At 58.1% G+C, this 25,638-nt stretch carries 16 protein-coding genes and 1 pseudogene; 13 read left to right on the plus strand and 4 right to left on the minus strand.

All coding sequences use genetic code 11. The annotated features are described in order from the left end of the window. Nucleotides 1-328 precede the first annotated feature (328 nt). From H5P28_RS02870 to H5P28_RS02920, 11 genes are all read left to right on the plus strand, one after another. Nucleotides 329-1,423, plus strand: coding sequence for a hypothetical protein (locus H5P28_RS02870; protein ID WP_185674187.1), 1,095 nt, complete (start codon nucleotides 329-331; stop codon nucleotides 1,421-1,423). An 81-nt stretch (nucleotides 1,424-1,504) separates the two neighbouring features. Continuing rightward, nucleotides 1,505-2,089: a dephospho-CoA kinase gene (gene coaE, locus H5P28_RS02875; protein WP_185674188.1), complete on the plus strand. Its 585-nt coding sequence runs from the start codon at nucleotides 1,505-1,507 to the stop codon at nucleotides 2,087-2,089. A gap of 73 nt (nucleotides 2,090-2,162) precedes the next feature. Beyond that, nucleotides 2,163-4,418, plus strand: a complete 2,256-nt coding sequence (gene rho / locus H5P28_RS02880; protein ID WP_246455559.1) for a transcription termination factor Rho — start codon at nucleotides 2,163-2,165, stop codon at nucleotides 4,416-4,418. Nucleotides 4,419-4,696: 278 nt separating this feature from the next. After that, on the plus strand, nucleotides 4,697-6,430 hold the full coding sequence (locus tag H5P28_RS02885) for an ATPase, T2SS/T4P/T4SS family (RefSeq protein WP_185674189.1): 1,734 nt from the start codon (nucleotides 4,697-4,699) through the stop codon (nucleotides 6,428-6,430). A 42-nt stretch (nucleotides 6,431-6,472) separates the two neighbouring features. Then, on the plus strand, nucleotides 6,473-7,555 hold the full coding sequence (locus tag H5P28_RS02890; RefSeq protein ID WP_185674190.1) for a type IV pilus twitching motility protein PilT: 1,083 nt from the start codon (nucleotides 6,473-6,475) through the stop codon (nucleotides 7,553-7,555). Between the two features lie 9 nt (nucleotides 7,556-7,564). After that, complete coding sequence (gene gspE / locus H5P28_RS02895) at nucleotides 7,565-9,259, plus strand: type II secretion system ATPase GspE (protein ID WP_185674191.1); 1,695 nt, start codon at nucleotides 7,565-7,567, stop codon at nucleotides 9,257-9,259. Between the two features lie 115 nt (nucleotides 9,260-9,374). Continuing rightward, nucleotides 9,375-10,646 (plus strand): type II secretion system F family protein, encoded by a 1,272-nt coding sequence (locus H5P28_RS02900; RefSeq protein WP_185674192.1) that lies wholly within the window; start codon nucleotides 9,375-9,377, stop codon nucleotides 10,644-10,646. 251 nt (nucleotides 10,647-10,897) lie between these two features. Further along, nucleotides 10,898-12,226, plus strand: a complete 1,329-nt coding sequence (locus H5P28_RS02905; RefSeq protein ID WP_185674193.1) for a TolC family protein — start codon at nucleotides 10,898-10,900, stop codon at nucleotides 12,224-12,226. Next, on the plus strand, nucleotides 12,219-14,141 hold the full coding sequence (locus tag H5P28_RS02910; RefSeq protein WP_185674194.1) for an efflux RND transporter periplasmic adaptor subunit: 1,923 nt from the start codon (nucleotides 12,219-12,221) through the stop codon (nucleotides 14,139-14,141). The genes H5P28_RS02905 and H5P28_RS02910 overlap by 8 nt, the downstream gene beginning before the upstream one ends. Further along, nucleotides 14,134-17,907: an efflux RND transporter permease subunit gene (locus tag H5P28_RS02915; protein ID WP_185674195.1), complete on the plus strand. Its 3,774-nt coding sequence runs from the start codon at nucleotides 14,134-14,136 to the stop codon at nucleotides 17,905-17,907. The genes H5P28_RS02910 and H5P28_RS02915 overlap by 8 nt, the downstream gene beginning before the upstream one ends. Before the next feature lie 155 nt (nucleotides 17,908-18,062). After that, entirely contained in the window at nucleotides 18,063-18,620 is a 558-nt protein-coding gene (locus tag H5P28_RS02920; RefSeq protein ID WP_185674196.1) for a DUF3347 domain-containing protein, read from the plus strand. Nucleotides 18,621-18,722: 102 nt separating this feature from the next. Here the strand turns inward: H5P28_RS02920 and H5P28_RS20085 are convergent. The 4 genes and pseudogenes from H5P28_RS20085 to H5P28_RS02945 form a co-directional block, all read right to left on the minus strand. Further along, nucleotides 18,723-19,073, minus strand: a pseudogene (locus H5P28_RS20085) (integrase core domain-containing protein). Between the two features lie 141 nt (nucleotides 19,074-19,214). After that, nucleotides 19,215-20,057, minus strand: coding sequence for a helix-turn-helix domain-containing protein (locus H5P28_RS02935; RefSeq protein ID WP_185674198.1), 843 nt, complete (start codon nucleotides 20,055-20,057; stop codon nucleotides 19,215-19,217). Nucleotides 20,058-20,694: 637 nt separating this feature from the next. Further along, nucleotides 20,695-21,672: a dihydrodipicolinate synthase family protein gene (locus H5P28_RS02940; RefSeq protein WP_185674199.1), complete on the minus strand. Its 978-nt coding sequence runs from the start codon at nucleotides 21,670-21,672 to the stop codon at nucleotides 20,695-20,697. A 152-nt stretch (nucleotides 21,673-21,824) separates the two neighbouring features. Continuing rightward, nucleotides 21,825-23,240, minus strand: coding sequence for an autotransporter-associated beta strand repeat-containing protein (locus H5P28_RS02945; RefSeq protein ID WP_185674200.1), 1,416 nt, complete (start codon nucleotides 23,238-23,240; stop codon nucleotides 21,825-21,827). A 464-nt stretch (nucleotides 23,241-23,704) separates the two neighbouring features. Here H5P28_RS02945 and H5P28_RS02950 point away from each other — a divergent pair, with 464 nt between their 5' ends. Together H5P28_RS02950 and H5P28_RS02955 are read left to right on the plus strand one after the other, a co-directional pair. Next, on the plus strand, nucleotides 23,705-24,598 hold the full coding sequence (locus H5P28_RS02950; RefSeq protein ID WP_185674201.1) for a sugar phosphate isomerase/epimerase family protein: 894 nt from the start codon (nucleotides 23,705-23,707) through the stop codon (nucleotides 24,596-24,598). Then, a complete protein-coding gene (locus H5P28_RS02955) occupies nucleotides 24,591-25,595 on the plus strand; it encodes a Gfo/Idh/MocA family protein (protein ID WP_185674202.1) in 1,005 nt (334 codons plus the stop codon). Before H5P28_RS02950 ends, H5P28_RS02955 begins: the two co-directional genes overlap by 8 nt. Nucleotides 25,596-25,638 lie beyond the last annotated feature (43 nt).

The raw sequence follows: 25,638 nt of genomic DNA on the forward strand, positions 1-25,638 counted from the left end.
TTCGCGCAGTTGGAGAGCGGGGTGGGGATTGTCGTTGAAAAGCCATGAGAATGTCCCCATCGTATGAGGTGTCTTCATCTTGTTTTCTGTCATCCACCTGCCTGGATTTTGGCCTGCTGTGCGTTTTCCCCTTCCGATAATTCCTTAATTGCCTCGTCCTGACGGTCGAAAAACGCTCTCAACACCTTACTGTGCGGACTGATTCCCCACTTGAAAATACGACCCAGAACTTCGCGGCACCGCAATTGTCCGACTAGACGATTTATTCATGCGACATCCATTATCAGGTATAGCTATTTTAAAACATGCCCTGGCGTTAACGGCCTGCGTGCTGAGCCTGGCGACGGCGCTGAGGGGGCAGGAGGACTCGGAGCAGCCCGTTACCATTGAGCAGATCGTCGTGTCGGCGGGGCAGGAGCCCGGCCAGCCGTTGTCGGATGAGGCGTTGCGGGAGATTCTGGGGCTGTACGTCGGCTCCTGGCGTGGCTCCATCGACCTGACGGACAAATTTGGCAGCGTCATCCAGACCTTGGCGGTGGAGTCCGAGTACCGGCTTGAAAATGTCAACGGCAAGGAGGTGCTCCTGGGCCGTTTCAAGTTCGGGCAGGGCAAGGACGCGAAATACTCTTCCTCCGAGGCCGAAATCGGCAAGGGCTTCCTCATTAATCGCATCGACCAGCAGGGGAAAAACACCGTCTATCGCGGCGACATCGAAGACGGCAAGATCGCCTGGCGCGAGTACGGTGCTCCCCGCAGTGAGTACAACGTCTTTTTCGAGAGCTTCGGCCAGCGTAACGGCCGTCGTATTTGCAGCACGCAGAGCCGGAACCTGATGCGCGACCGCGACGGGGTGGAGCAGACCTATTTCACTGCGGGACGTTCCCTTTACAATGGCCCGCTCGACAAATGGACCCTGCCCGCGCCTGCTTTTCAGAAGCCGGCAGTGGCCGAGTCCGCGTCACCGACCGTGACAAGTGAATCCGCTGCCCCCGGTGATCTGCCCCCCACGGGTGCGACCGCGAGCGGAGAGTCTGCAGCCGCTTCGGCTGAGGCTCAGGGCGCGACTTCGGCGGAGGCTTCGGGCAGTTTAATGACCCTTGGCGAAATGAGCCGCAGGCGTGCCGTTGAGTCGGCAGCGATTGACTTCTCCGATCCCAAGGTGGCGCAGGCCGAGGTGGCCTCGCTGCACGACCAGTTGGAAGCCGAGCGGGCGGTTTCGGCCAAGCTGCGGATACGCATTGCCAGGCTTGAGGCCCGAATCACCGAGCTGACCGGGGAAAACCCCGTGCTCGACGATTCCGTTGAGTCTGGGGAGGCGACGGCCTCCGAAGCAACCACCCCGGTTTCCGGCACTTCCGGCGCGTCCGAAAGTACCGCTGACAGCAGTTCGACCCGCAGTTCCTTCCGGACGCGTTCGCGCTGAGGCCCCAAATGATAGCTTCGGTTGGGCGATGATGATGAGGGTCACTTTGGCGGCTTTTAATTTCTTTCCACTACGAGCCATATGAAGATAGGACTGACGGGCGGCATCGGCTGCGGTAAATCCACGGCGGGCGGTTTTTTTGAGGAGCGCGGCTTCCGGCGAGTCGATTGCGACCAGGTCGTGCGCGACCTGCTGGAAAGCGACGAACCCGTGCTCACCGCCCTGCGCGAACGCTTCGGTGAGCATGTGATCCGGCCCGAAGGCGGGGCCGACCGCGCAGCCATCGCCTCGGTGGTGTTCCATGACGCCGAGGCCCTCGAATGGCTGGAGCGCCTGCTTCACCCCCGGGTGGAGGAAGTCTGGCGGGGCCTGATCCGTGAGGACCGCGCCGCCGACTGGTGCGTGGAAATACCGCTCCTGTTTGAAAAAAACCTTGAAAAGCACTTCGATTTCACTGTTTGCTTACTTTCGTCCGAAGCGATCCAGTTGGATCGCCTTGCCGCCAAGGGGCTTTCGCGAGAGCAAGCCAGGGCCCGTATCCAGCGGCAACTTCCCCTTGAGCAGAAAATCGTCCGCGCGGATTTCGTCCTTCTCAATGACGGATCACTCGATTTTCTCCGGCAGCAGGTATTTCAACTGATTGACCAATTAACCCACGTTTCCTGACAAGCCAACCGGGCCTGTAACGCCATCCGCCACCGTACTGGTGGGGCCTTTGAACGCCCTGTATTGACCCGCCATGAGCGAACCTGAAGAAATGGAATTCACGCTGGAGCACGAAGAGGCTTCCGCTCCCAAGAAAAAAACGGCCCGCAAAAGCGTGCGCCGGGGCTCGACCCGCAAAAAAGCTGTCACCAAAAAGGATGACACGGCCCCTGAGGGTGCGTCCGAGACCGCTTCGGAACCCCGCGCCGAACCCCGCGCCGAATCCGCGCCCAAGCCGAGCGAGCAAGCCGCTTCCGAACCCGCCGTCGAGAAGGCTCCCGTCCCGACCAAGATGACGCCCGCCCGCTCCCGCAAGAAGCGGGTCGCCGATGACGAGGGCGACATCCCTCAGGCTTTTTCCGCCGATCCCGACGATGTGGACGACTACGGCGATCGCCAGGAACGCAATCGCCGTAAGGATGATGACGAGCGTAGCGAACGCGACGACCGCGATGAGCGTGGCGGTCGCGATGACGACGCCGATGAGCGCGGTGGAAACCGCGGTCGTGGCGGGCGTGAGCGTTCCGACGAGGCGCATAACAGCGGCAAGCCTGCGGTTTCCGACCGGGGCGATTCCGCTTCCGAGGGTTCCGAGCGCAGTATCTCCGGTGAGCGTTCGTCGCAGGGCGGCAACGACAACTACAACCGCCGCGGCGACCGGCCCGACTACCAGAACCGCCAGGGTGGCAACGACAAGTTTAACCGCCGGGACAAGAACCAGAACGGCAAGGGCCAACACTGGCAGCCCAAGGGCAACAAGAACTTTAAAAAGGGCGGAAATCCGAACTTCCAGCCCGGCGGCCCCGGCAATCAGAACCAGGGTGGCCCCGGCGGCAAGAAGCAGAAGTTCAACAAGCAGCAGCGCAAGAAGGGCTTTTTCCAGCCCGCCGGTGGCTTTGCCGCTTCCAGCGACGACGATTACGAGCCGCCCGTCTATGACTCGCTCCTCGACGACGAGACGCTCAATTCCGCCGAAGCTTTCGATGCCCTCCGGGCCGAGAAAACCTCCGGTGAGGCCGCAGCCATCAACTTTAACGAGATCAACGGCCTGAACCTGCCGGATCTCGAAGCCCGCGCCCGTGAGCTTGGTGCCGAGTGGGAGGGAGCGCCTTCGAAGAAGAAGCTCCTGCGCGCCATTCTTGAAAAGGCCGGTAAGGACGCCACCCCGGTTCGCGCCCGTGGCATTGTCGAGTTGGCCGAGGACGGCTATGGCTTTCTCGTGTATCAATCCGAGCAATACAGGGTCCTGGCCGAGAGCGCCTTTATCCACAGCAGCTTTATCGAGCGCTACGGCCTCCAGCGTGGACATATCGTGGACGCGCTTCTGCACCCGGCGCGCGAAAACGAGTCCTGCCCCTTTGTCATCGGGATGGAGAAGGTCATGGACGGCGACCCGGAAGCCGTCCAGCACCTGACGCCTTTCACCGAGTTGGTGCCGTACTACCCGCTGGAGCGTATCCTGCTGGAGTGCCCGCCGGACGAGGTGGACTGGGATAACAAGTCCATGCGCATCGTGGACCTGCTCACGCCCATCGGCCTGGGGCAGCGCGGGCTCATCGTGGCCCCGCCGCGTACGGGTAAGACCGTGCTCATGCAGGGCATGGCCAAGGCGATTACGAAAAACCGGCCCAACGTCCACCTGATCATTCTGCTCATCGACGAGCGTCCGGAAGAAGTGACGGACTTCCGCCGCCAGGTGGAATCGGCCGAGGTCATTTGCTCGACTTTTGACGAATCTGCCGAGAGCCACGTGCACGCCGCCGAGATGGTGATCGAGAAATCCCGCCGTATGGTGGAAAGCGGCAAGGATGTGGTCATCCTGCTGGACTCGATCACGCGTCTGGCCCGCGCCTACAACACGCTCATGCCCAGCAGCGGCAAGATCCTCTCCGGCGGTGTCGAAGCCGGGGCCCTGCAAAAGCCCAAGCGCTTCTTCGGCTCGGCCCGTAATATCGAGGGCGGCGGCAGCCTGACCATCCTCGGCACGGCGCTGGTGGATACCGGGAGCAAGATGGATGAGGTCATTTTCGAGGAATTCAAAGGCACCGGTAACATGGAGCTTCACCTCGACCGTGAACTGGTCAACAAACGCATCTACCCCGCGCTCAACTTCGAGAAGAGCGGCACCCGTAAGGAAGAGCTGCTTTACCACCCGCACGAGATGGAGAAAATCTACGGCCTGCGTCGCGCCATGAAGGGCGTCCCCTCGACCGAGGCGATGGAAATGCTCATCAACCGGATCAAGAAGACCAAGACCAATGCCGAGTTCCTCATGACGATGGGACGCTGATTTCCAGGTCAGATTTGTTTCACTTTCAGGCGGAAGGGCTTTTATAGCCTTTCCGCCTTTTTTATGGTAAGAGTATTGGTGGATCGGGTGGGGTGGAAAAACCGCCCCGGAGTGATATTAGCCAGAGCCGGGACCGGATTTTTTTGTCCGGACGGGAAAAATCCTGAAATATGCTCTTTGCAAACGACCGATTTCTTGGCATGTTCGGGCCTTTAACCCTTTGCCCCCCGGTGCAAGTCGCACACTTTAGTGCGAAATATTCTACTTAAAATAGTCCCGTGACGTCCGCAGACGATTTTGTACTCCAACTCCTCCAAGATAAAGCTCTCGTTACCGGCGAGGACGTGGAATCCGCACGTCAGCAGGTCGAGGGCCAGAACGACGGCTCCAGCAATCCGGACTCGGAAACGCTGGATCTGCTGGTCCAGAAGGGCCTGATTACCACTCAGCAGGTGGTGCAGGCCATGGCCGACGAGTTCAGCATGGAGGTTGTCGACTTGAACGATATCCGCGTCTCCCACGAGGCGCTGGAAAAAGTGGACCGCCAGATGGCCACCCGCTACAAGGTCTTCCCGATCGAAGTAGACGGTTCCCAACTGGAACTGGCCACCTCCGACCCGCTGGACGTGGACTCGATCGACAGCATCAGCCACGTCATCAAGATGACGGTCAACGCCCGGCTGGCCCCGCTGGAGGACATCGAGCATGCCATTCAGCAATACTACGAGAGCCCACATGCCGAGGATCTCGGCGAGATGGAGGGCCTCTTCGGGGAGATCGCCGAGGACGGCGATATCAAAATCGACCTGCCGACCGGCGACGAGCAGGGGGTCAAGGAAGAGGAAGCCCCCATCATCCGCTACGTGCACATGCTGATCACCGAGGCGATCAAGCGTCGTGCGTCGGACATCCACCTTGAGCCGCTGGAAAAGCGCTTCCGCGTCCGCTACCGTATCGACGGTGTCCTGCAGGAAGTGGAAAATCCGCCCAAGCGCCTCCAGCCCTCGATCCTTTCGCGCCTTAAGCTGATGGCCAATATCTCCATCGCCGAAAAGCGCATTCCGCAGGACGGTCGTATCCAGATGAAGGCCAGCAATAAGGAGATTGACCTTCGCGTGTCCTCGCTGCCCACGGTTTACGGTGAGTCCATTGTCATGCGTATTCTTGACAAGGAAGGGCTCAACCTCGGGCTCCCCCAATTGGGCTTCTTCAGCGACGACCAGGAGCGCTTCGAGCGCCTCGTGGCCATGCCGGACGGTATTTTCCTCGTCACCGGGCCGACCGGCTCGGGTAAGTCCACCACGCTTTACTCCGCCCTCAACTACGTCAACCACCCTGACCGCAAGATCATCACGGTGGAAGACCCGGTCGAGTACCAGATGAATGGCATTAACCAGGTGCAGGTCCGCAAGGACGTGGGGATGACCTTCGCCGCCGCGCTGCGCTCGATGCTGCGTCAGGCCCCGAACATCATCATGGTGGGGGAAATTCGAGACCTTGAAACGGCGGAAATCGCCGTTAACGCCTCGCTCACCGGGCACATGGTGTTCAGTACCCTGCACACCAACGACGCCCCCAGCGCCGTCACCCGTCTGGTTGACATTGGCATGAAGCCCTTCCTCGTGTCGGCCTCGCTGCGCGGCGTGCTGGCCCAGCGCCTTGTCCGCCGCATCTGCCCGGCCTGTAAGAAGCCGACGATGCTCGAGCCGAAGGAAGTCGCCTCGATGGGGCTCAACCCGGCGCAGTTGAGCGAAGCCACCTTCTATCGCGGCGAGGGTTGCCCGAAGTGCCACGGCACCGGCTACAAGGGCCGTTTCGGTATCTTTGAGATTTTCAATGTTTCCGAGGAAATCCAGCAGATGATCTACGAGGGCCGCACGCTCGTCGAACTGCGCAGCAAGGCCCGCGAGGCCGGCATGCGCACCATGCGCGAAGACGGCTTCCGCAAGGTTTCCGCCGGTATGACCACCCTCGACGAAGTCCTCCACGTCACCGTGGGCGACGCTCCCTGATCTTAATACGACCCCCTGTATACCCCGTAATCACACAGCTCCATGGGCTACGAAATGAACGATCTGCTCAACCTCATGGTGGAGGAGGGCGCTTCCGACCTGCATTTGCATGTCGGCCAGCCGCCAACTCTGCGCACGGGCGGATCGATGGTGCCAGTGGACGGGCCGGCGCTTCAGTCCGACGACACCGAGGAGCTGATGCGGGCCATTACCTCTGAGGACAACCAGCAGAAGGTGAAGACCCGGGGGGGGGCGGATTTTGGCTTTTCCTTTCAGGATGATTCGCGTTTCCGCGTCTCCGTGCTCAAATCGAAGGGCCACTACGGCATCGTCCTGCGCCAGATCCCGAGCAAGTTCTTCGACCTGCGCGAGATCGGCCTGCCCGACCGGATCAAGGATCTCCTGCGCCGCACCCGCGGGCTCATCCTCGTCACCGGTCCGACCGGCTCGGGCAAATCCACCACGCTCGCCTCGATGGTCAACTGGATCAACGAGAACCGCGACGGCCACATCATCACGGTGGAGGACCCGATCGAGTATTACCACTCGCACAAGAAGTGCCTCGTTACTCAGCGTGAGGTCGGGGTGGACGTGCCGAGCTTTGCCGAGGCCATTCGGGGGGCGTTGCGCCAAGACCCCGATGTCATCCTCGTGGGCGAAATGCGCGATCTGGAGACGATCGAGGCTGCCGTTTCCGCCGCCGAGACCGGGCACCTCGTCTTTGGCACGCTGCACACCACGGGCGCAGCCCGCACGGTTGACCGCATCGTGGACGCCTTTCCCGCCGAGACCAAGGATCAGGTGCGTACCCAGCTCGCCTCAACCCTGGTCGCCGTGATCTCCCAGGTGCTCTGCCGCCGCGTCGGTGGCGGACTCATCGCCGGGTACGAGATCATGATCACGACCGATTCCATTTCAGCCCTCATTCGCGAGAACAAGACCTACCGCATCGCATCCGACATCCAGACAGGCGGGAGCCTGGGGATGATCACGCTCGATGCGCATTTGCTGAGCTTGTTTAATCGCGGGTACATCTCCGCCGAGACTTGCCTGGAAAAATCCCAGCTTCCGGCGGAAATGGCCAAAAAAGTACAGTCCATTAAAACCACCGGAGTTGCCAGTTAGCCACCCAAGATGTTCGAAGACCACAACGATACCATCCACGAAATCCTGCGTCAGAGCGACCAGCTCGACAACGCGCAGCTCGAGGAAATCAACAACGCCCACCTCGCCACCGGCAAGTCGCTGGCCGAGGCCGTCATCGACTCCGGCCTGATCGAGCGGGCCGAGCTGCTTGAGATGGTCGCCGACTACCTCCAGTACGAGTACCTGCCCGTGCCCCCGCAGTCGATTCCCGAGGATGTCGCCCGCATGGTCAAGCCCGCCGTGGCCCGCATGTACGCGGTGGTGCCGATCCGGGCCGATGAGCAGTCGGTGGACCTGCTGGCCAAGGACCCCTTTAACAATAACATCATCGACGACCTGACCTTCTCGCTGAGCAAGGACATTAATCTGGTCGTGACCGATCCGGACTATCTCGACAACCTCCTGATCGGCACCTACGGCGATGAAGACTCCTCCATCGACGACCTGTTGGAGGAAATCGCCAGCAGCGAGCCGGAAGCTCACGGCGATGAAGACATGAGCGAGACGGCGCTGGCCACGATGGCCAACGAGACGCCGATCATCCGTTTCGTCAACCTCGTGCTCCAGCAGGCCATTCGCGACAAGGCCTCGGACGTTCACTTCGAGCCCTTTGAGGACCAGTTCCGTATCCGCTACCGCATCGACGGCGCGCTCTACGAAATGGCCCCGCCCCCGAAGAGCCTGGCCACACCGGTTATTTCCCGCGTCAAGGTGCTCTCGAACCTCAACATCGCTGAGCGCCGTATCCCGCAGGACGGTCGTATCAAAATGACCATCGCGGGTCGTCCGGTTGACCTGCGCGTTTCCACGCTGCCCACGCAGTTCGGTGAGAGTGTGGTGCTCCGCGTGCTCGACAAGTCCGTCGTCAACCTCGACCTGGAGCAGCTCTCCATGCCCGAGGACGTGCTGGCCAATATCCGCGATCTGGTTGCCCGCCCGAACGGCATCTTTATCGTGACGGGGCCGACCGGCTCCGGCAAGACCACGACTCTGTACTCCGCGCTGCGCGAGGTGAACAAGACCGAGATCAAGATCCTCACTGCCGAGGACCCGGTCGAGTACGAGATCGACGGCATCATGCAGGTCGCGATCAACCACACCGTCGGTCTGACCTTCGCCGCGGCCCTGCGCTCCTTCCTGCGTCAGGACCCGGACAAGATCATGGTTGGTGAGATCCGCGACCTTGAAACGGCCCAGATCGCTGTGCAGGCCTCGCTGACGGGGCACGTCGTGCTCAGCACGCTGCACACCAACGACGCCGCCGGGGCCGTCACCCGTATGATCGACATGGGGCTGGAGCCGTTCCTGATCTCGGCCTCGGTCGAGGGCATTCTCGCCCAGCGCCTTGTCCGTCGCATCTGCCCGACCTGCAAGACCGCCTACGAGCCCGACCAGGAGCTGATCGATGTGCTCGGGGCTGACCCGCTCGACATCGCAGACAAGCACTTCTACTACGGTCGCGGCTGTCCCGAGTGCAGCCAGACCGGCTATCGCGGACGCCAGGGTCTCTTCGAGATGCTTTCCGTCACCGACCAGATCCGCGAGCTGATCACGAATCGCGCTCCCACGCTCGTCTTGCGCCAAAAAGCGCTGGAGCAGGGCATGCGCACTCTTCGCGATGACGGCTTGCGTAACATCTTTGATGGTGCAACCACGATCGAGGAAGTGTTAAAATACACCTAAACCCACCGCCTTTGAGCGAACCGGGCTTCCCGAAAAAGGGGGCTTGTTTTCGTCCCCTAAATGGCTTTTTATCTGAATCTTCGCTCGTTTCACCGTAACAGAATCTCCCTATCCCATGCCCAAATTCAACTATACCGCAATTGATGCCTCCGGTAAGCAAAAGACCGGTAAGATCGTAGCCAACAGCGAGGACGAGGCCAACAGCAAGCTCTCCGCCAGCGGCCTGATGGTGAGCAAGCTGAGCGTCGCCACCGGTGGCCCGGCCCGTAAAGGCCCTACCGGCAAAGCCGCCGCCAAGCCCAAGAAGGCCAGTGGCATCAACTTCGGCAAGGCGATCAACGAAGAAGGCCTGACCATTTTTACCCGCCAGTTGGCGACCCTGCTCCAGGCCGGTCTGCCCCTGCTGCGAAGCCTTGAGGTCATGATCCGTCAGGAGAAAAACCCGCGCTTCCGCGACATCCTCAGCGCCATCGCTGACAACGTTCGCTCCGGTAACAACCTTTCCGATGGCCTTGCCCAGCACCCGAAGGTGTTCGAGCCCATTTACATTAACATGATCCGCGCCGGTGAGGCTGGCGGTGTGCTCGACGTGGTGCTCTCCCGTCTGGCCCGTTTCATGGAAAAGAACCTCAAGACGAAGAAAAAGGTCAAGTCCGCCATGATCTATCCGTTGGTGGTTGTGGCCGTAGCCGTGATTATCGTCGCCCTGCTGCTGATCTTCATCGTCCCGCGCTTCCAGAAAATCTTCTCCGACATGCTTGGAGGGGCCGAACTGCCCTTGTTGACCCAGATCGTGATCAATATCAGTAATGTGATCACACCGAAGAGCTTCCTCAGCGCGGGTATCATGGTCGGTGTCATTATCGCCCTGGTGGTTGGCTTCCGTTACGTGGTCAAGACTGGTCCCGGGCGCAAGATCATCGACTGGCTCGCGCTGAACACTCCGAAGATCGGGGAACTCTCCAGCAAGGCTGCGGTGTCGCGCTTCACCCGTACCTTTGGGACGCTGCTCTCCTCCGGGGTGCCGATCCTGCAGGCGCTCCAGATCACCCGCGACATTATCGGCAACTCCATCCTCAGCAACGCTCTCGACCGCGTGCACGACCGTGTGCGTGACGGTGAACCGCTGGCCGCTCCGCTTGAGCAGCAGCGCGTGTTCCCCACCATGGTCACGAGTATGATCGACGTGGGTGAGGAAACCGGCGAGCTCCCCGAGATGCTCAACCGCATCGCCGACAACTACGACGACGACGTGGATAACGCCGTGAACAGTATCACATCGATTATCGAGCCGATCATGATCGTTATGCTCGCGCTTGTGGTCGGTACGATCGTTATCGCGCTGTTCCTGCCGATTATTGAAATCATCAAGCAACTGACCTCCTAGCAGGCAGCGCTTCCGATTTATTCCTTTGCCAAACAAAAGGCCGTCTCGTCGTGAGGCGGCCTTTTTCTGTGAGGAGGGGAAGAAAAAACTGTGCCTCTGAAGGGACGGGAAGAGGGCGGGGCCTACCATGCTCGTCAGGCCACCATCGTGGGCTGCTGACTGCCTGGGCCAGAGAAAATGCGGTACTCAGTAATAGCTAGAAAAATCTTTTTTGAGGGGTTTGGGCCATGTCTGCGTTTAGATGGACATAGATGGACCGAAGCCGACGTAGAAAAACGCTGAAGATAGTGTTGGGCCTGGCCTTGAGCGTGGGGTTGGTCAACCCCCTGTTGGAGGCCGACGAGGCGCCAGGAAACCCGCAGTTGTCGGGGCTGGAGGACTACCTGAGACAGGCGATGGCTGCGAACCCGCAATTGGACGCCTTTGAGCGACGCTATGATGCCGCCATGCAGCGCATCCCACAGGCGTCGGCCTTACCCGATCCGATGTTTCAGGTGACGCACTTTGTGGAGTCGGTTCAGACGCGGACCGGCCCGCAGGAGAATATCTTCATGCTCAGCCAGAAAATCCCCTGGTTTGGAAAATTGAGTAGTCGGGAGAATGCCGCCTCAGCCGAAGCGCAGGCACTCTGGTTCGCCTATCAAAGCCAGCAACTGATGCTGGCCCGGACGGTCTCGGTGGCATTTTACGAGTACGGCTATATGGAGGAGGCGATCCGGATTACTGAGGAGAATCTGAACCTTCTGCGCAAGCTTGAGCCCATCGTCGAAGAAAAGGTGAGGGGAGGAGACAAGATCAATGCTCTCCTGCGTTTGAAGGTTGAGATCGGGAAGATCGATGACCGTCTGCAATCCCTGCGGCAAAAAAGGGTGGGCCAGTCGGCCAGGCTGCGCGAACTGCTCGCCCTGCCGGGAACTGACTTGCTACCCTGGCCAGAATGGACAGCGCCGGAAATGATTACTCTCGATGGTCCTTCTCTGGTCGCAGCGATTGAGGCTAACAACCCCGATCTGCAAATGCTGGAGCGCAAGATATCCAGCGCGGAGGCGCGCCGGGAGATTGCCCGCCTGGAAAGCTATCCGGACATTACCCTGGGTTTTAACTACATCCAGACGGGCGACCCGGTGGTCAACCCGAATACGCCCGACGCCGGACAGGACCCCTGGGGCTTCACGGTCGCGGTGAATATCCCCATCTGGTTCGACAAATACGATGCCGCCAAGGCCGAAGCCCTGGCCAACCAGCGCTCTTATGAAAGCGAGTACGACAACCGCTCCAATGCCCTTCGCGCGGAACTGTCCGCGAGCCTGGCCAGCCTGAAGGACGCGAACCGCCGCCTCCGGCTCTACGGCGAGGATTTGCTGGGGCTGGCCAGGCAGGCCGTGGAAAACAGCCGTTCGGACTATGAGAGCGGGCGCATCGGTATTCTTGATGTGATCGACAGCGAGCGTTCACTGCTCGACCTGCAACTGCTTTACTGGAGGGCTGCGGCCGATGCCTGGCAGCAGCGCATCACCATTCAGGCCCTGGCCAATCTGCCCATTTTAGGAACCTTTCACGCAACGCAGAACGATGAATAAAAAACTGGTTTTCACTCTTGGAGGAACGACCGCGGCGGCCCTGATCGTTGGGATTATTATCGGGCGGATGATTTCAGGTGGCACGCCGGAACATGCTCCGGCCTCCGCCAGCCATGTCGTGGCGGAAACGGCTGATGATGCAGAAAAGCCGACTGTCTGGACCTGCTCGATGCACCCGCAAATCCGCCAGCCGGAGCCGGGCCAATGCCCGATTTGCGGCATGGATCTTATTCCGCTGGTCGAAGACGCCGGCGCCGATGACGGACCCCGCGTTCTGAGCATGAGCGAGTCCTCGCGGGCGTTGGCGGATATTCAGACCTCGGAGGTGAGCCAGGAATACCCCGAGGCGGATATTCGCCTGGTCGGCAAGCTGGCCTACGACGAGACCCGGGAAAAGTCCCTGACCGCTCGCTTCCCGGCACGGATAGATGAGCTGTTCGTCAATTTTACGGGCATTCGCGTGAAGGCGGGCGACCACCTGGCTGTGGTTTACAGCCCTGAACTGCTGACGGCGCAGCGAGAGTTGCTGACCGCGTACCGGGCCGATCCTGATAGCTCGATCACCCGTGCCGCCCGAGATAAATTACAGCTCTGGGACTTGCTGCCCGAGCAGGTAGACGCCATCATTGACAGCGGAGAAGCCAAAGCTCACTTCGAACTGAAAGCTCCCATCAGCGGCGTGGTTGTCGCGAAGAACGTGAAGGAGGGCGATTATGTCAAGACCGGTGAGCCCCTTTTCAAGATCGTCGATTTGAGCGAACTGTGGGCCTTTCTGGATGCCTATGAGACGGACCTGCCCTGGCTGCGTTACGGGCAGGCAGTGTCCTTTACCGCCGAGGCGATTCCTGGTGAAACCTTTCAGGGGCAGATTGCGTTTATCGAACCCGAGGTTAACCGTAAAACGCGCACGATTCCTGTGCGGGTCAATGTGCCGAACCCGGACGGACGCCTGAAGCCGGGCATGTTTGTGCGTGCCGTGGTCAAGTCCCGCCTCGCCGAAGACGGCAAGGTCTATGCGCCGGAGTTCGCGGGCAAGTGGATCAGCCCGATGCACCCGGAGATTGTTAAAGATGGCCCCGGCGAGTGCGATGTGTGCGGCATGGACCTTGTCCCTGCTGAGCAACTCGGTTACGTGGACAACGCCACCGAATCCGCGCCTGTCGTTGTCCCGTCCTCGGCCGTGTTGCGCACCGGCAAGCGCGCCGTCGTTTATGTGGAAAAACCGAACGTGGAGCGCCCCACCTACGAGGGCCGCGAGATCGTGCTTGGACCCCGTGCCGGGGACAACTACGTCGTCGTCGCCGGGCTGGACGCCGGGGAGCGAGTAGTCACCAACGGGGCTTTCAAGATCGATAGCGCCCTGCAAATCCAGGCCAAACCCAGCATGATGAACCCGGAAGGCGGCGGCCTCATGCCCGGCCACAACCACGATGGTCCGGCAACGGGCGCAAACCGAGCGTCTGCACACGTTGAGACTGTCATACTGGAGGTTCCCGCCCGGAAGCTTCCCGCGCTGATTGAGCCCTATCTGGAAATGGAGGATGCGCTTGCTTCCGACGATCTGAACGCGGCCAAAGCGCAGGCCAAGGCGATGATGGCCATCACCGGACACAGTGGCAGTCTGCCGGAGTTACTGCATGAGATGCTCGCTGCCGAAACCCTGGACGCCTTTCGCGTCCCCTCCTTTGAAAAGCTCTCCCATGTCCTCATCGCCACCGCGAAGAAAACTCCTCAGGTGTTGGAGCAGCCGCTGCTTGTGATGGTTTGCCCGATGGTGAACAACAACACCGGGGCCGAATGGCTGCAAGCCACCGAACCACTGCGTAACCCGTACTTCGGTGCAGCCATGCTGAGCTGTGGCGAAGTGAAGGAAAAGATCGAGAGCAACGCTCAGGACCACGCAGGCCATGAGTAAGAAAACATCTTTTAATCCCATCAACGGCCTGATCCGGTTTTGCCTGGAGAACAAGCTGGTCGTCATGCTCTTCACCGTGGTCCTGATCCTGTGGGGCGTGGCCGTGGCGCCCTTTGACTGGGAGTCGGATATCCTGCCGCGCGACCCGGTCCCGGTGGATGCCATCCCCGACATTGGCGAGAACCAGCAAATCGTTTTCACCGAATGGATGGGGCGCTCACCGCAGGACATTGAGGATCAGATCACCTACCCGCTGACGACCGCCCTGCTCGGGCTGCCCGAGGTCAAGACGATCCGGAGCTACTCAATGTTCGGGTTTTCATCGATCTACATCATCTTCAAGGAGGACGTGGAGTTTTACTGGACGCGCAGCCGCATCCTGGAAAAGCTCAATAGTCTGCCTTCCGGCACCTTGCCGCAGGGGGTCTCGCCCCAGCTTGGACCGGATGCCACCGCCCTGGGGCAGGTTTTCTGGTACACGCTCGAAGGCCGTGCCCCGGACGGCAAACCGGCGGGCGGCTGGGACCCGGAGGAACTGCGTAGCGTGCAGGACTGGTATGTCCGCTACGCCCTTCAGGGCGTGGACGGCGTGGCCGAGGTGGCCTCCATCGGTGGCTACGTCAAAGAGTATCAGGTGGACGTCGATCCCGACGCTTTACGGACCTATAACATATCGCTTCAGGAGGTCTTCGATGCCGTGCGTGGCAGTAACCTCGACGTGGGCGCCCGGACGATTGAAATCAACGCCGCCGAATACGTCATCCGCGGCCTCGGGTTTATCAAGAATCTGGACGACCTGCGCAAGACCGTTGTTACCCAGAGGGACAATGTGCCTATAACGCTGGATCAACTGGCCCAGATCCAATATGGCCCGGCGCTACGCCGGGGCGCTCTCGACAAGGCGGGCGCGGAAGCGGTGGGCGGGGTCGTTGTCACCCGATTCGGAGAAAATCCGCTGGCCGTGATCAAGCGCGTCAAAGACAAGATCAAGGACATCTCACCCGGCTTGCCGAAAAAGATCCTCGCCGACGGTACGGTCAGCCAGGTGGAGATCGTACCTTTCTACGACCGCGCCGGTCTTATCTACGAAACGCTCGGGACGCTGGAGGATGCCGTCCGCCAGCAGATTCTTGTCACGATCATTGTGGTCGTGCTCATGGTGCTGCATCTGCGAAGCGCCGCACTCATTTCCGGCGTGCTGCCACTGGCCGTGCTGTTCGCTTTCATCGGGATGAAGCTCTTTGGGGTGGACGCCAACGTGGTCGCCCTCTCCGGGATCGCCATCGCCATCGGGACTATTGTGGACATGGGGGTGGTGCTGATCGAAAACATCCTCAAACATCTCGACGACTCGGCCCCGGACGAGAATCGTCTGGAGGTCGTCTACCGCGCCTGCGCCGAGGTCGGAAGCGCCGTGGTGACAGCGGTGTTGACGACCGTTATCAGCTTTTTGCCGGTCTTCACGATGGAGGCGGCCGAGGGCAAGCTGTTCCGCCCCCTGGCCTACACCAAGACCTTCGCGCTGATCGGCTCGATTGTGGTGGCGCTTACGATTATTCCGCCGCTGGCACACTGGTTCATTGCCGGGCGCTATAAATCTACGTGGTCAAAATACGGCCTCTGGGGTGGCATTGGCGTGATCGGCCTGCTGGGGGCGCTGCTGGTCAGTTGGTTCCCGGGCTGGCTGGGGTTGCTTATGGTTGTGGTTGCCAGCTTTCACCTGGCGGGATCAGCCATCCCGCAAAAGGTACGCAAGGGCGTTTTCTTCGCCTTCAATTTCATCGTGGCCGTACTGGTTGCGGTATGGTTGGCGGCGGACTGGAAGCCGCTCGGCCCTGAGCAGCATCTGCATAACATTCTCTTTGTACTGATTGCCGTGGGCGGCCTGCTCGGCTTCTTCCTGCTCTTTATCAGGTTTTATGCACGGATGCTGACCTTCCTCTTGCGGTTCAAGGCCGCTTTCATCGCCCTGAGTTGCCTGATCGTTGCCTTTGGCTTCACCGTCTGGATGGGGTGGGGTAAGGTCGTTGGCTGGTTGCCGGAGTCCATCCGCCAATCGAGGCCCTACGTGGCGATGGCCCATGCTGTACCGGGCTTGGGCAAGGAGTTCATGCCCGCCCTGGACGAAGGCTCCTACCTGCTCATGCCCACGACCATGCCGCATGCCTCCATCGGCGAGGTCATGGACGTACTAAGTAAGCAGGACATGGCCATCAACGCCATCCCTGAAGTCGAGAACGCGGTTGGAAAACTGGGACGCGTGGAAAGTCCGCTCGACCCGGCGCCCATCTCAATGATCGAAACCATCATCTCCTATAAGTCCGAGTACATCACCGACGAGAACGGGCGCATCCTCACTTTCGCCTATGACAAGGGCGCCGGAGCCTTCGAGCGCGACGAGGCCGGGGAGTTGATCCCCGACAAAGACGGGCGACCCTACCGCCAATGGCGCGACCAGATCAAGAGCCCCGATGACATCTGGGACGAGATCGTCAAGGCCGCGACCATCCCCGGGACGACCTCGGCTCCCAAGCTCCAGCCGATAGCGGCGCGCATCGTCATGCTCCAGAGCGGCATGCGCGCTCCTATGGGCCTGAAAGTCTTCGGCCCGAACCTGGAGACACTGGAGAAGGTGGCCCTGGAGATCGAGGCATACCTGAAGCAGGTACCGTCCATCAAAGCCGAGGCCGTGCTGGCTGACCGCATCGTGGGCAAGCCCTATCTGGAAATCGATATCGACCGTGACGCCATCGCCCGCTACGGCATCAAAATCAAAACCGTGCAGGACGTGATCGAGGTCGCCATCGGCGGCAAGCCGATCACCCAGACTGTGGAAGGGCGCGAGCGCTACCCGGTTCGTGTGCGCTACATGCGCGAGCTTCGCGACACGATCGAGTCAATAGAGGACATCCTTGTCGCCGCGCCTGATGGGACCCAGATTCCGCTCCGTGAACTGGCGAGCATCGACTACGTGCGCGGCCCGCAGGTCATCAAGAGTGAGGACACTTTCCTCGTCGGCTACGTCATTTTCGACAAGCGCGAGGGCTACGCCGAGGTGGAAGTCGTCGAGCAGGCTCAGCAGTTTATTCTCGATAAAATCGACAGCGGCGAACTGGTCATCCCCGCCGGGGTCAGCTACAAGTTCACCGGCAACTACGAGAACCAGGTGCGCGCCGAGAAAAGGCTCCGCATTGTCCTGCCCATCGCCCTTTTCGCGATCTGGCTGATCCTGTACTTCCAGTTCAAGCGTATATCCACGACGCTGCTGGTCTTCTCCGGTATTCTTTTCGCCTGGTCCGGTGGCTTTATCTTGATCTGGCTGTACGGCCAGCCCTGGTTCCTGGACTTCAGCCTCTTCGGGCATAACCTGCGGGAGCTGTTCCAGATGGGCACGGTTAACCTCAGCGTGGCCGTATGGGTCGGATTCCTCGCGCTCTTCGGCATCGCCACGGACAACGGCGTTATCGTTTGCACCTACCTTCAGCAAATCTTCCGCGAAAAAAATCCTCAAAGTCTTGAGGAAATCCGCGCCGCCACCGTCGAGGCGGGTGACCGCCGTGTGCGACCGGCCATGATGACCAGCGCCACCACCATTCTTGCGCTCATGCCGGTGCTCACTTCGGTCGGACGCGGCTCAGACATTATGGTGCCCATGGCGATTCCTTCCTTCGGCGGTATGCTGCTGGCCATCCTCACCATCTTCGTAGTGCCCGTGCTTTACTGCGGGATGGCCGAAATCTCACACTCATTAGCGCGGTTTAAATAGAGTCGTAGCCGCCTGCTCAAAGACCGAATGGCTAAATAGTTAAATGGCTAATTGTTCTTTTCTACGTTTCGCATCCAACAATTAGCAATTAGCCATTCAAATACTGTGACCACAGCATTTTTTTGAAACGCTCTAAAACTCAAATCAACCCGATCATGAAAACCAAAAACATCCTGGCCCTCGGGCTTTCGCTCCTGTTAACGAATCTGCTTCACGCGGGCGATGAAGTCCTTGCGCCGGGCTTTGTCAGTGCACTCGTCCCCGGCTACTTGAGCATCGAAAAAGGCCTCGCGGCGGACGATCTCCCGGCTGCCCAAAAAGGAGCCAAGGGCTTCCTCGCCGTCATGGATAAAGCGCCTGATGCGAGCAAAGGTGCCGGGCGAGCAGACGAGCACCTAAGCAAGCTCGCGCAGGCGATAGCCGGGGCCAAGGATCTAGCCGCTGCCCGTGAAGCTTTCCAGGGCCTTTCGGTCGGAATGGAACGCCTGATTACGCATGTCGGTGTGAGCGATGACTCCAGCCTGTACCTGCTCCACTGTCCAATGGCTTTCGACGGTAAGGGAGCTAGCTGGATTCAGGACGACAAGAGCGTGGCCAACCCTTATTACGGCCAGAAGATGCTGCGCTGCGGTAGCGTCCAGAAACAAATTGCTGGTGAAACCTCTGAGATGAACGCCCTTGGTCGGCCCCCTGTTTTCGTACCAGCACGATGAGACACTGGTTGGGTATGCTTATGTTGGTTGTATTGTGGCTTGAGGGAGTGCTTGGTGCAGAGAGCCCGTAGGGCGAACGGAGCCAAGCACTCCCTTGGCTTGCTACCAGAGTTTGGCAAAGGCGTCGGGGGATATAAAGCCCAAACGACTATGCGGATGCTGGCAGTTATATTTACGTTGCCAGTTTTCGATAACGACGCGCGCTTGAGTCACAGAGAGGAACCACTCCTGCTTGAGGCATGTCTTCGCTGTGCTCGAGTGTCGCCGCGCTTGTCAGCACAGGTTCGGTACGTCCTGCAAGCGGTTGTGGAAGCTCTCCACCTGCGGGTTTTGCCAGGGCGAGCCCGGCTCAATAAAGAGGGTTTTGATGTGTTTGGATTCCAGGTAATCCTTGGTCGTCGTGGCGATAAACTCCGGCCCGTTATCGGATCGGATGTGCCCCGGGCTTACCATTTTTTGCGTTCACCTGCTCCAGAACTTTGATGTTCAACAACTGGTCGGGTTCTACCCGCCAGTGTCTCAAACGCAATGGTACGGTTCTAGGAGGTCACGCCACATGTTGAAGTCCTGCCACATCCAAGGGACCGACCACGGTCATTTCCATATGTCTTTGAGTGATAATGCCGCTTTATCCACATTCGATGAGGCGTTTATGTCGTGACGCCAACGGTTTGGAGTTACGTTAAATTCCTTTTTGAACGATCGGCAGAAATCTGTTGCGGTTTGGAAACCACATTGTTCCGCAATTTGATCCAGCGTATCGGAGGTCGTCGATAGTAATTGGGCGGCTCGCTGCATACGTAGTTTTATGAATATGGGCTTAGGGCTTTTTCCGAATTCTTCGTAAAAATGTCTTCGTAGCTGAGTTGGTGAGACATGCACAATGCCTGCGATGTCCGATAGCGAAGGGGACTCGTCGATGTGCTCGGAAAACCAGGCGACCGCGTCAACAACGCGCTGTCTTCCTATGTTGTCGAGGGGGGTGACTTTCTCAAATTTGAATTCTCGCAGTGCCAGCATCGACAATTGCAATAGCGCCAACTCAAATGCCAATGATGATAGTTCGGTCGGCCCGTCGAAATGTGGTTTGATCTCTTCGGCGATTTTCTTCACCTGCTGAAGCAGTTCTTCACTAAGTGTTTGCCAGTATAAACCATGCTTCGTTACGACTTTCCGCAATAAATCGGAGACATGGGAGAAGTGAAAGGCTGCCCGGAAGCATGAAGGTTTACTTGCTATTAATACGTACTTGGTATCTGGGGGTATTATAAAGAAATTGGCGGATTTTGAGATTTCAGGGGACCCTTTTTTCGGCGTAGTTAGTTTGGGGCGCAAACTTCCGTCAAACGACACTAAAAATATCCAATTGTATCGAATAGAGGCTACATCCGGGAGCAATCTAAAGTCACGATGACCATAATTAAAGTGTCTTAGCATAACGAGAATTATTTACAGAATGAAGCGCCTTGTCAAAAATAACCCTTATGGATATGTCCGAGATGCACAAGAGGTTAAGAGGCCGCTATATATGCTTTTCAGGGGACTTCGGTTAGCCTCAAGGATCCCGGAGAAATATTTTGCAATCCCGCATGAGTACAGCAACTCGTTCTTGCAAAAGGCGGGTAAGCGGAGTGCCCTATTTTATGCCGCTTTGAGAGTTTAGCTTAGCAGGCGCGAGATGAGCGTGCGGAGTTAAGCGTTCCTCTGTTCGTTCCCGATTCTTTCGGGGATAAATAATCTCCGATCCCTGATGCCCCCAGTTCGGCCACCGCAAGCCTACTGGAACATCCCTTCTCTAGGGTAACAGACCTTGCCACAGCTGGTCTCCTTTTAAAAAAAGCAGGTATTGGCAGTCCGAAAAGACATCCAATACCTGCCTAAATGGCACAATAGCTCCATCCTTAATCGTTACATGTGCTATTTTGCAGCCGGGATTAGTTGGGCCTAGCTGCTGCGTGACATAATCTCGACCCCCTCCATGCCGCTTGGAGGGATTTATGGCGAGAGCCGTAATTTTAGAACATATCAGCAACAGTCGTTGGAGGCATCGGTGCTTTTCAGGTAAGCTATCGGCCTAGCGCAGGCACTTGACGCCAATGGCTTCAAGCTCTTGTCGGATGGTATCAACCTTTGCTTGCGAGAGCGGACGCAGGGGTCTGCGAATGAGGGGACTGGAGAGCTTGCCCATCAGCCAGCGTGCGCATTTCATGCGTTGGTGCGCCTCGCTGCTGGGCTCTCCGAAACTGTAGATAATTCGGGCCAAGGGATCGACCAGAGCCTGAGCCTTGCGGGCCCCGGCAAGGTCGCCATTGAGCGCGGCGTGTGCCAACTGAACGATCAGTTCAGGAGCAAATCCGGCAAAGCCCACAAGCGCGCCGTCGGCCGCCTCCAGTAAGGTGGCCAAGAGATATTCGTCATGGCAGGTGATGATCGGCTTGTCCGGCTCAATTTCCTTGAGTTTCTCGTAGTCGTAGCGGCAACGGGCCATTTCTCGCGTCCCCATCTTGATCCCTACGACTTGCGGGATCTTGATCATTTCCTTCATCTCATCGAGCGTATAGCCGGCCTTTGTCCAGGCCGGATATTGGTGCACCATGATATTGATATTGGCACCTTCAGCCACGTCGCGCATGAATCCGATGGCCGTCTCGCTTGATCGGCCAAACCGGAGCCAGTGGTGCGGCGGCATGAGCAGGATGGCATCCGCTCCGGCTTCCTTGGCTGCGATGGCATGCTCTATCGCTTCGAGGCTTCCTTCGGCGCTCAAGCCGGAAATGACTTTTTTTCCGTTCGCCACTTCGGCAGCGATGCGGGTTACGCGGGCCCTTTCCTCTGGCAGGAGCGACATGATCTCTCCGGTGTGGCCATTTGTCACTATCCCCTTGATGCCGTCTACGGCGATAACGTCTTTCAGGTAGGAGCGAAGTCCTTCTTCATCTATCGACTCATCGTCATGAAACGGGCAGAGTGTCGCCGCGAAGACGCCCGCCCATGGATGGGTCTTCCAGTTATTTTCTACCTGTGGTGAATATTGTACTTGATTCGATTTCATGATTATTAAAGTGCAGCCTGCGAACTGGTTTTATTGTTAACTATTTAATGTATTTTATAGTATATAATATTACTATAAATTTAAATATGAACCTTTATCGCAGCGGGCCGATTTGTTTTTACTATGTGCTTACCGGGGACAGACCTTCAGGCTTACGGGCGGCGACGGCGGATGAAAGTAATCGTCAATGCTCCCAGGCCAATGAGCATGGCGGAGGTTGAGGGTTCTGGCACGACTTTCAGGATGCCGGACGTGGCTAGCGCGGACGTGTCCCAATAGAGGCCATCACCAAGATCGATACCTTCGATCAAGGTAAAGGAGCCGGTAATCGTATCCCAGCCGCTAAGTATCGTGATCGTGTCTCCGAGCATCGCCGTATAGCCGGTGTTATCGATGATCAGGGTCCCATCCAGGTTTAATGTGTTGGCTCCGTCTCCGGCTAACTGGTCGTATTCGCCCGCAGAAGCCCCGGTGACTTCAATGTTGACCTCAGCGGTGGACTCCAGGGTAACATTATCCACGAAGGTCAGAGTGCCGGCGCTGTTGCCCGGAGTGAGGATGCCCGCAATGCTGGTGTTACCTCCGATGATGCCCGAGCCGCCGAGTGTGGCACCGGAAAGAACGACGAAGTCGCCTGAGGCCGCGGATTGGTCGCCGTTGACGATCAGGGTGCCATCCGACACGCTGGTGCCGGCTGTGTAGGTGTTCGCGCCGCCCAAGGTCAGTGTTCCCGCCCCTTGTTTATTAAAGCCGGCAGCGTCTCCGGTATAATCGCTGATGACACCGTTGATAGTCGTGTTGTTTTCGATAGTAAGAGTACGCAAGGCTCCGCCGGCATACGCAATCCTGACATCCGCATTTGTGGTCAAGTTACTTCCGGTGAAGCTGACGTTACCGATCAATCTGATGGAGCTGTTGGTGAGGGTTCGGGCGCCGACGCTATTGATTATACCGCCGTTCAGGATCAATTCCCCTGTCCCCAAAGCACCGTCAGCTTCTAGCGAGAGAGTGGTTGTATTCCCGTTGAGCAGCAATTGAGAGACGAAGGTATTCGTGGTCTGGAACACCACGGTTCCGTTACCATCGACGGTGAGCCTTGAGTTCACATTCGTGCTCACGTCATATAAGGTTCTTTGGAGCACGAGCGTCGATCCGGAGGTCACGGTCCAGGCTTGTTGGCCCTGGCCCATGTTCATGCGGATCGGGGCGTCAATGGTGTTGGTTCCACTGGTCTGGCCTGTCGTGTTGATGCCCTTATTGCCGAGGGTGATTATGCTGCCGTCGCTGTCTAGGGTCCAGCCGCCGGTTTCAGTTAAAAACTGGATGCCACCTATATCCGCGCCTGTAGAGAGGTAGGGTTGGTTGGCCGTGGTCGTGCCGGAGAATATCGCAAGGTCGAAGCTTCCCGGCACTCCGTTCGTCCAATTGGCGATATCATTATAAACCGTGCTGTTGGCACCGGTCCAGGTAGAGTCTGCGGCAGGGGAGGGGGTGGCCGATAGCGCCAGCAAGAGAGCGCTTCCGAGTGAGGCAGTTGAAATAAACCTAACGGGATATTTTCTTTTCATAGGTGATTATGGGGTTTTGGTTTGAGTTCCAACGCTGGTAACAAAACTCAGTGAACGAATACTAGTGGATTTCCCCAATTTCGTCATCAGCATAAGAAATCAGTGAATTGGTATTTTCAACCATGGGTATTTCGCTCAATAGGAGGCACTTCCCGTGAGGTGACTGTCATTGGAAACCTATTGGGAAGGTTATGTTTACCCTGTCGCCCGTGTTTATGAGAATGCACGATCTTGGCTTCAGACACAGGGGGAGTCTGGGTTTATGGGGAGAAGTGACGTAAAATGAGTATTCTATGGCAGATGATTGCTATATTAAAAACGTCATACTGGTGGTAGAATGTGCCTGCCCTTATGTAGTCCGGTATGCTCGGTGTCGGCCTGACCAGCCCCGAAAAGTTGCCCGATTAACATCTTATAATTCGCATGTCCGTTGCCTGATTTTTGAGTTGCCTAAGCTTGCCTCTATGAACTTTCCCATCCATCTGGTCCTAGATGAAATTGACTGGGATCCGCGCCGGGCGTTGCCTGTGGCGCAAGGTCTCGGAATACGTACCTATACGCTGCGTATGATTAATCAGCGGCGCTACCCGGATGTGCCCGAGGAGGAGCATCGCTGGCTGGAAAGTTTGCGCAAAGGCGGAGTTTGCCGCTTCGATGTGATCTCCCCTGGTATTAATAAGGGCCTCTTTGACGAAAAGGACATCGGTCGGGTCATCAATGAAGCGTTCCCCAAATGCCTGGCGGCAGCTCGACGAATCGGTGCGAAAGATATTTCGCTCTTTTCCTGGGCCAAAGCTCTGGGGGCCCTCCCTCCGAGCACGGCGGGAGGGCTCAGTCCATCCGCCCCGGTGAAAGCCATTTGCGCCGCATTGCGTCAAATGGCTGACATGGCGGCCAGGGCGGGCTTGACCATTTCCGTAGAGGTTGGCTATCAGTGTTGGGGAGATACAGGGCTGGCAACGGCACAGCTTATTGAGGCCGCCGACCACCCCGCCTTGCATATGCTCTGGGACCCCTGCAACTCACTATGCGGGCGAGCCTTATGGTTGGGAAACGCTACGGCCAACCGCGCGTTCACGGATCCCGTAAGCGTTTTGACCGCCGAGTTGGAGCAGGTAGCCGGGCTCATTAACGGGGTTCATGTGAGAGACCTTGTGCTCTGTCCGCCCAAGTGGGAGTATGTGTTGGCCGGGCGGGGACAAGTGGATTGGACGGTATTGACGCAGGCCCTGTGGAGTTACGGGTATCGTGGTCCATTGATGATCGAGCATCATATCCCGGCCCCTGACAAGGAGGCAGCAACGCGACATACCGCCCGCTATCTTGAACAAATAATACATACGAAAAATCATGGATAAGCCACTTAGAGTCGCCCTCTTGGGGACAGGGACTTGGGCATCGATTTGTGTTAAGTCTTTACGCGAAGTCTCCGGGATGGAGCTTGTCGGCTGCTATAGTCCCCTCCGGGCAGAGCGCGAAGCCTTCTCGAAGGAAACGGGCATACCGGCCGTCACGAGCGAGGAGGAACTCTTCGGTTTGCCGGGACTGGAGGCGGTCTTGGTTTTAACGCCCAACTTCTTGCACCGTGATCAGGTTGTTCGCGCTGCCAGCCGAGGACTTCATGTGTTTGTCGAGAAACCCATGGCATCCAACCCGGATGAATGCCGGGCAATGATCGAAGCGGCCCGACACGCCAACGTGGTACTTTTCGTGGGGCATAACAGTCGACGGGAACTCCGGTTCCGGCTGATGAAAAAGATGCTGGAGGACGGCGTGCTTGGACAGCCCTTGATGGCGGAAATCTGCTATACGTCAGAGGCGGGTCTCTTGTCAGGCAATCAGGGGTGGCGTTACGATCCTGAGAGGACGCCTTCCCTGGCCCTTGCCCAGATCGGTATCCATGCGATCGACATTCTTCATTCGATTTTTGGTCCGCCGGAAATGGTACAGGCGTGGATCAGTAATGCGGCGATGGAGGGAGAAGCGAAGGACCTTTGCCTAGCCCATTTGAAATTCGGAAATGCAGTTAGTGCGATGTTTACGAACGCCTACTGCATCCCGAGGGTACGTTCTCTGAATATTCTTGGAACGACCGGAAACCTTTTCAGCGATACCGAAACGGTGGTTTATAATCAGAAAAGCCGGTCGATCGAGCGGGAACCTATTCAGGTGGAACAGAATAATACCGTGCGGGATGAGTTTGAGGAGTTCGTCGCCTGCTGCCGGGGTGAGCGTGAGCCTGAGACTGGCGGAAGTGAGGGGTTGGCCGCCATGGAAGTCATGGATGCCATGTTGCGTTCCGCTGCCCTAAAGAGTCCGGTCGATTATGTGTCATCGATTCGGAATAACCCTTGAGGCGTGTCTCCCAATAACGAAATTGTTGCGATAATAATACTAT

Source organism: Ruficoccus amylovorans, assembly GCF_014230085.1.
GTDB classification, from domain to species: Bacteria; Verrucomicrobiota; Verrucomicrobiia; order Opitutales; family Cerasicoccaceae; genus Ruficoccus; species Ruficoccus amylovorans.

What these genes read in the sequence shown, in the direction of transcription:
- coaE (WP_185674188.1), top strand. Translation starts at nt 1,505, where the DNA reads ATGAAGATAGGACTGACGGGCGGCATCGGCTGCGGTAAATCCACGGCG.
- rho (WP_246455559.1), top strand. Translation starts at nt 2,163, where the DNA reads ATGAGCGAACCTGAAGAAATGGAATTCACGCTGGAGCACGAAGAGGCT.
- H5P28_RS02890 (WP_185674190.1), top strand. Translation starts at nt 6,473, where the DNA reads ATGGGCTACGAAATGAACGATCTGCTCAACCTCATGGTGGAGGAGGGC.
- gspE (WP_185674191.1), top strand. Translation starts at nt 7,565, where the DNA reads ATGTTCGAAGACCACAACGATACCATCCACGAAATCCTGCGTCAGAGC.
- H5P28_RS02900 (WP_185674192.1), top strand. Translation starts at nt 9,375, where the DNA reads ATGCCCAAATTCAACTATACCGCAATTGATGCCTCCGGTAAGCAAAAG.
- H5P28_RS02905 (WP_185674193.1), top strand. Translation starts at nt 10,898, where the DNA reads ATGGACCGAAGCCGACGTAGAAAAACGCTGAAGATAGTGTTGGGCCTG.
- H5P28_RS02910 (WP_185674194.1), top strand. Translation starts at nt 12,219, where the DNA reads ATGAATAAAAAACTGGTTTTCACTCTTGGAGGAACGACCGCGGCGGCC.
- H5P28_RS02915 (WP_185674195.1), top strand. Translation starts at nt 14,134, where the DNA reads ATGAGTAAGAAAACATCTTTTAATCCCATCAACGGCCTGATCCGGTTT.
- H5P28_RS02920 (WP_185674196.1), top strand. Translation starts at nt 18,063, where the DNA reads ATGAAAACCAAAAACATCCTGGCCCTCGGGCTTTCGCTCCTGTTAACG.
- H5P28_RS02935 (WP_185674198.1), bottom strand. Translation starts at nt 20,057, where the DNA reads ATGCTAAGACACTTTAATTATGGTCATCGTGACTTTAGATTGCTCCCG.
- H5P28_RS02940 (WP_185674199.1), bottom strand. Translation starts at nt 21,672, where the DNA reads ATGAAATCGAATCAAGTACAATATTCACCACAGGTAGAAAATAACTGG.
- H5P28_RS02945 (WP_185674200.1), bottom strand. Translation starts at nt 23,240, where the DNA reads ATGAAAAGAAAATATCCCGTTAGGTTTATTTCAACTGCCTCACTCGGA.
- H5P28_RS02950 (WP_185674201.1), top strand. Translation starts at nt 23,705, where the DNA reads ATGAACTTTCCCATCCATCTGGTCCTAGATGAAATTGACTGGGATCCG.
- H5P28_RS02955 (WP_185674202.1), top strand. Translation starts at nt 24,591, where the DNA reads ATGGATAAGCCACTTAGAGTCGCCCTCTTGGGGACAGGGACTTGGGCA.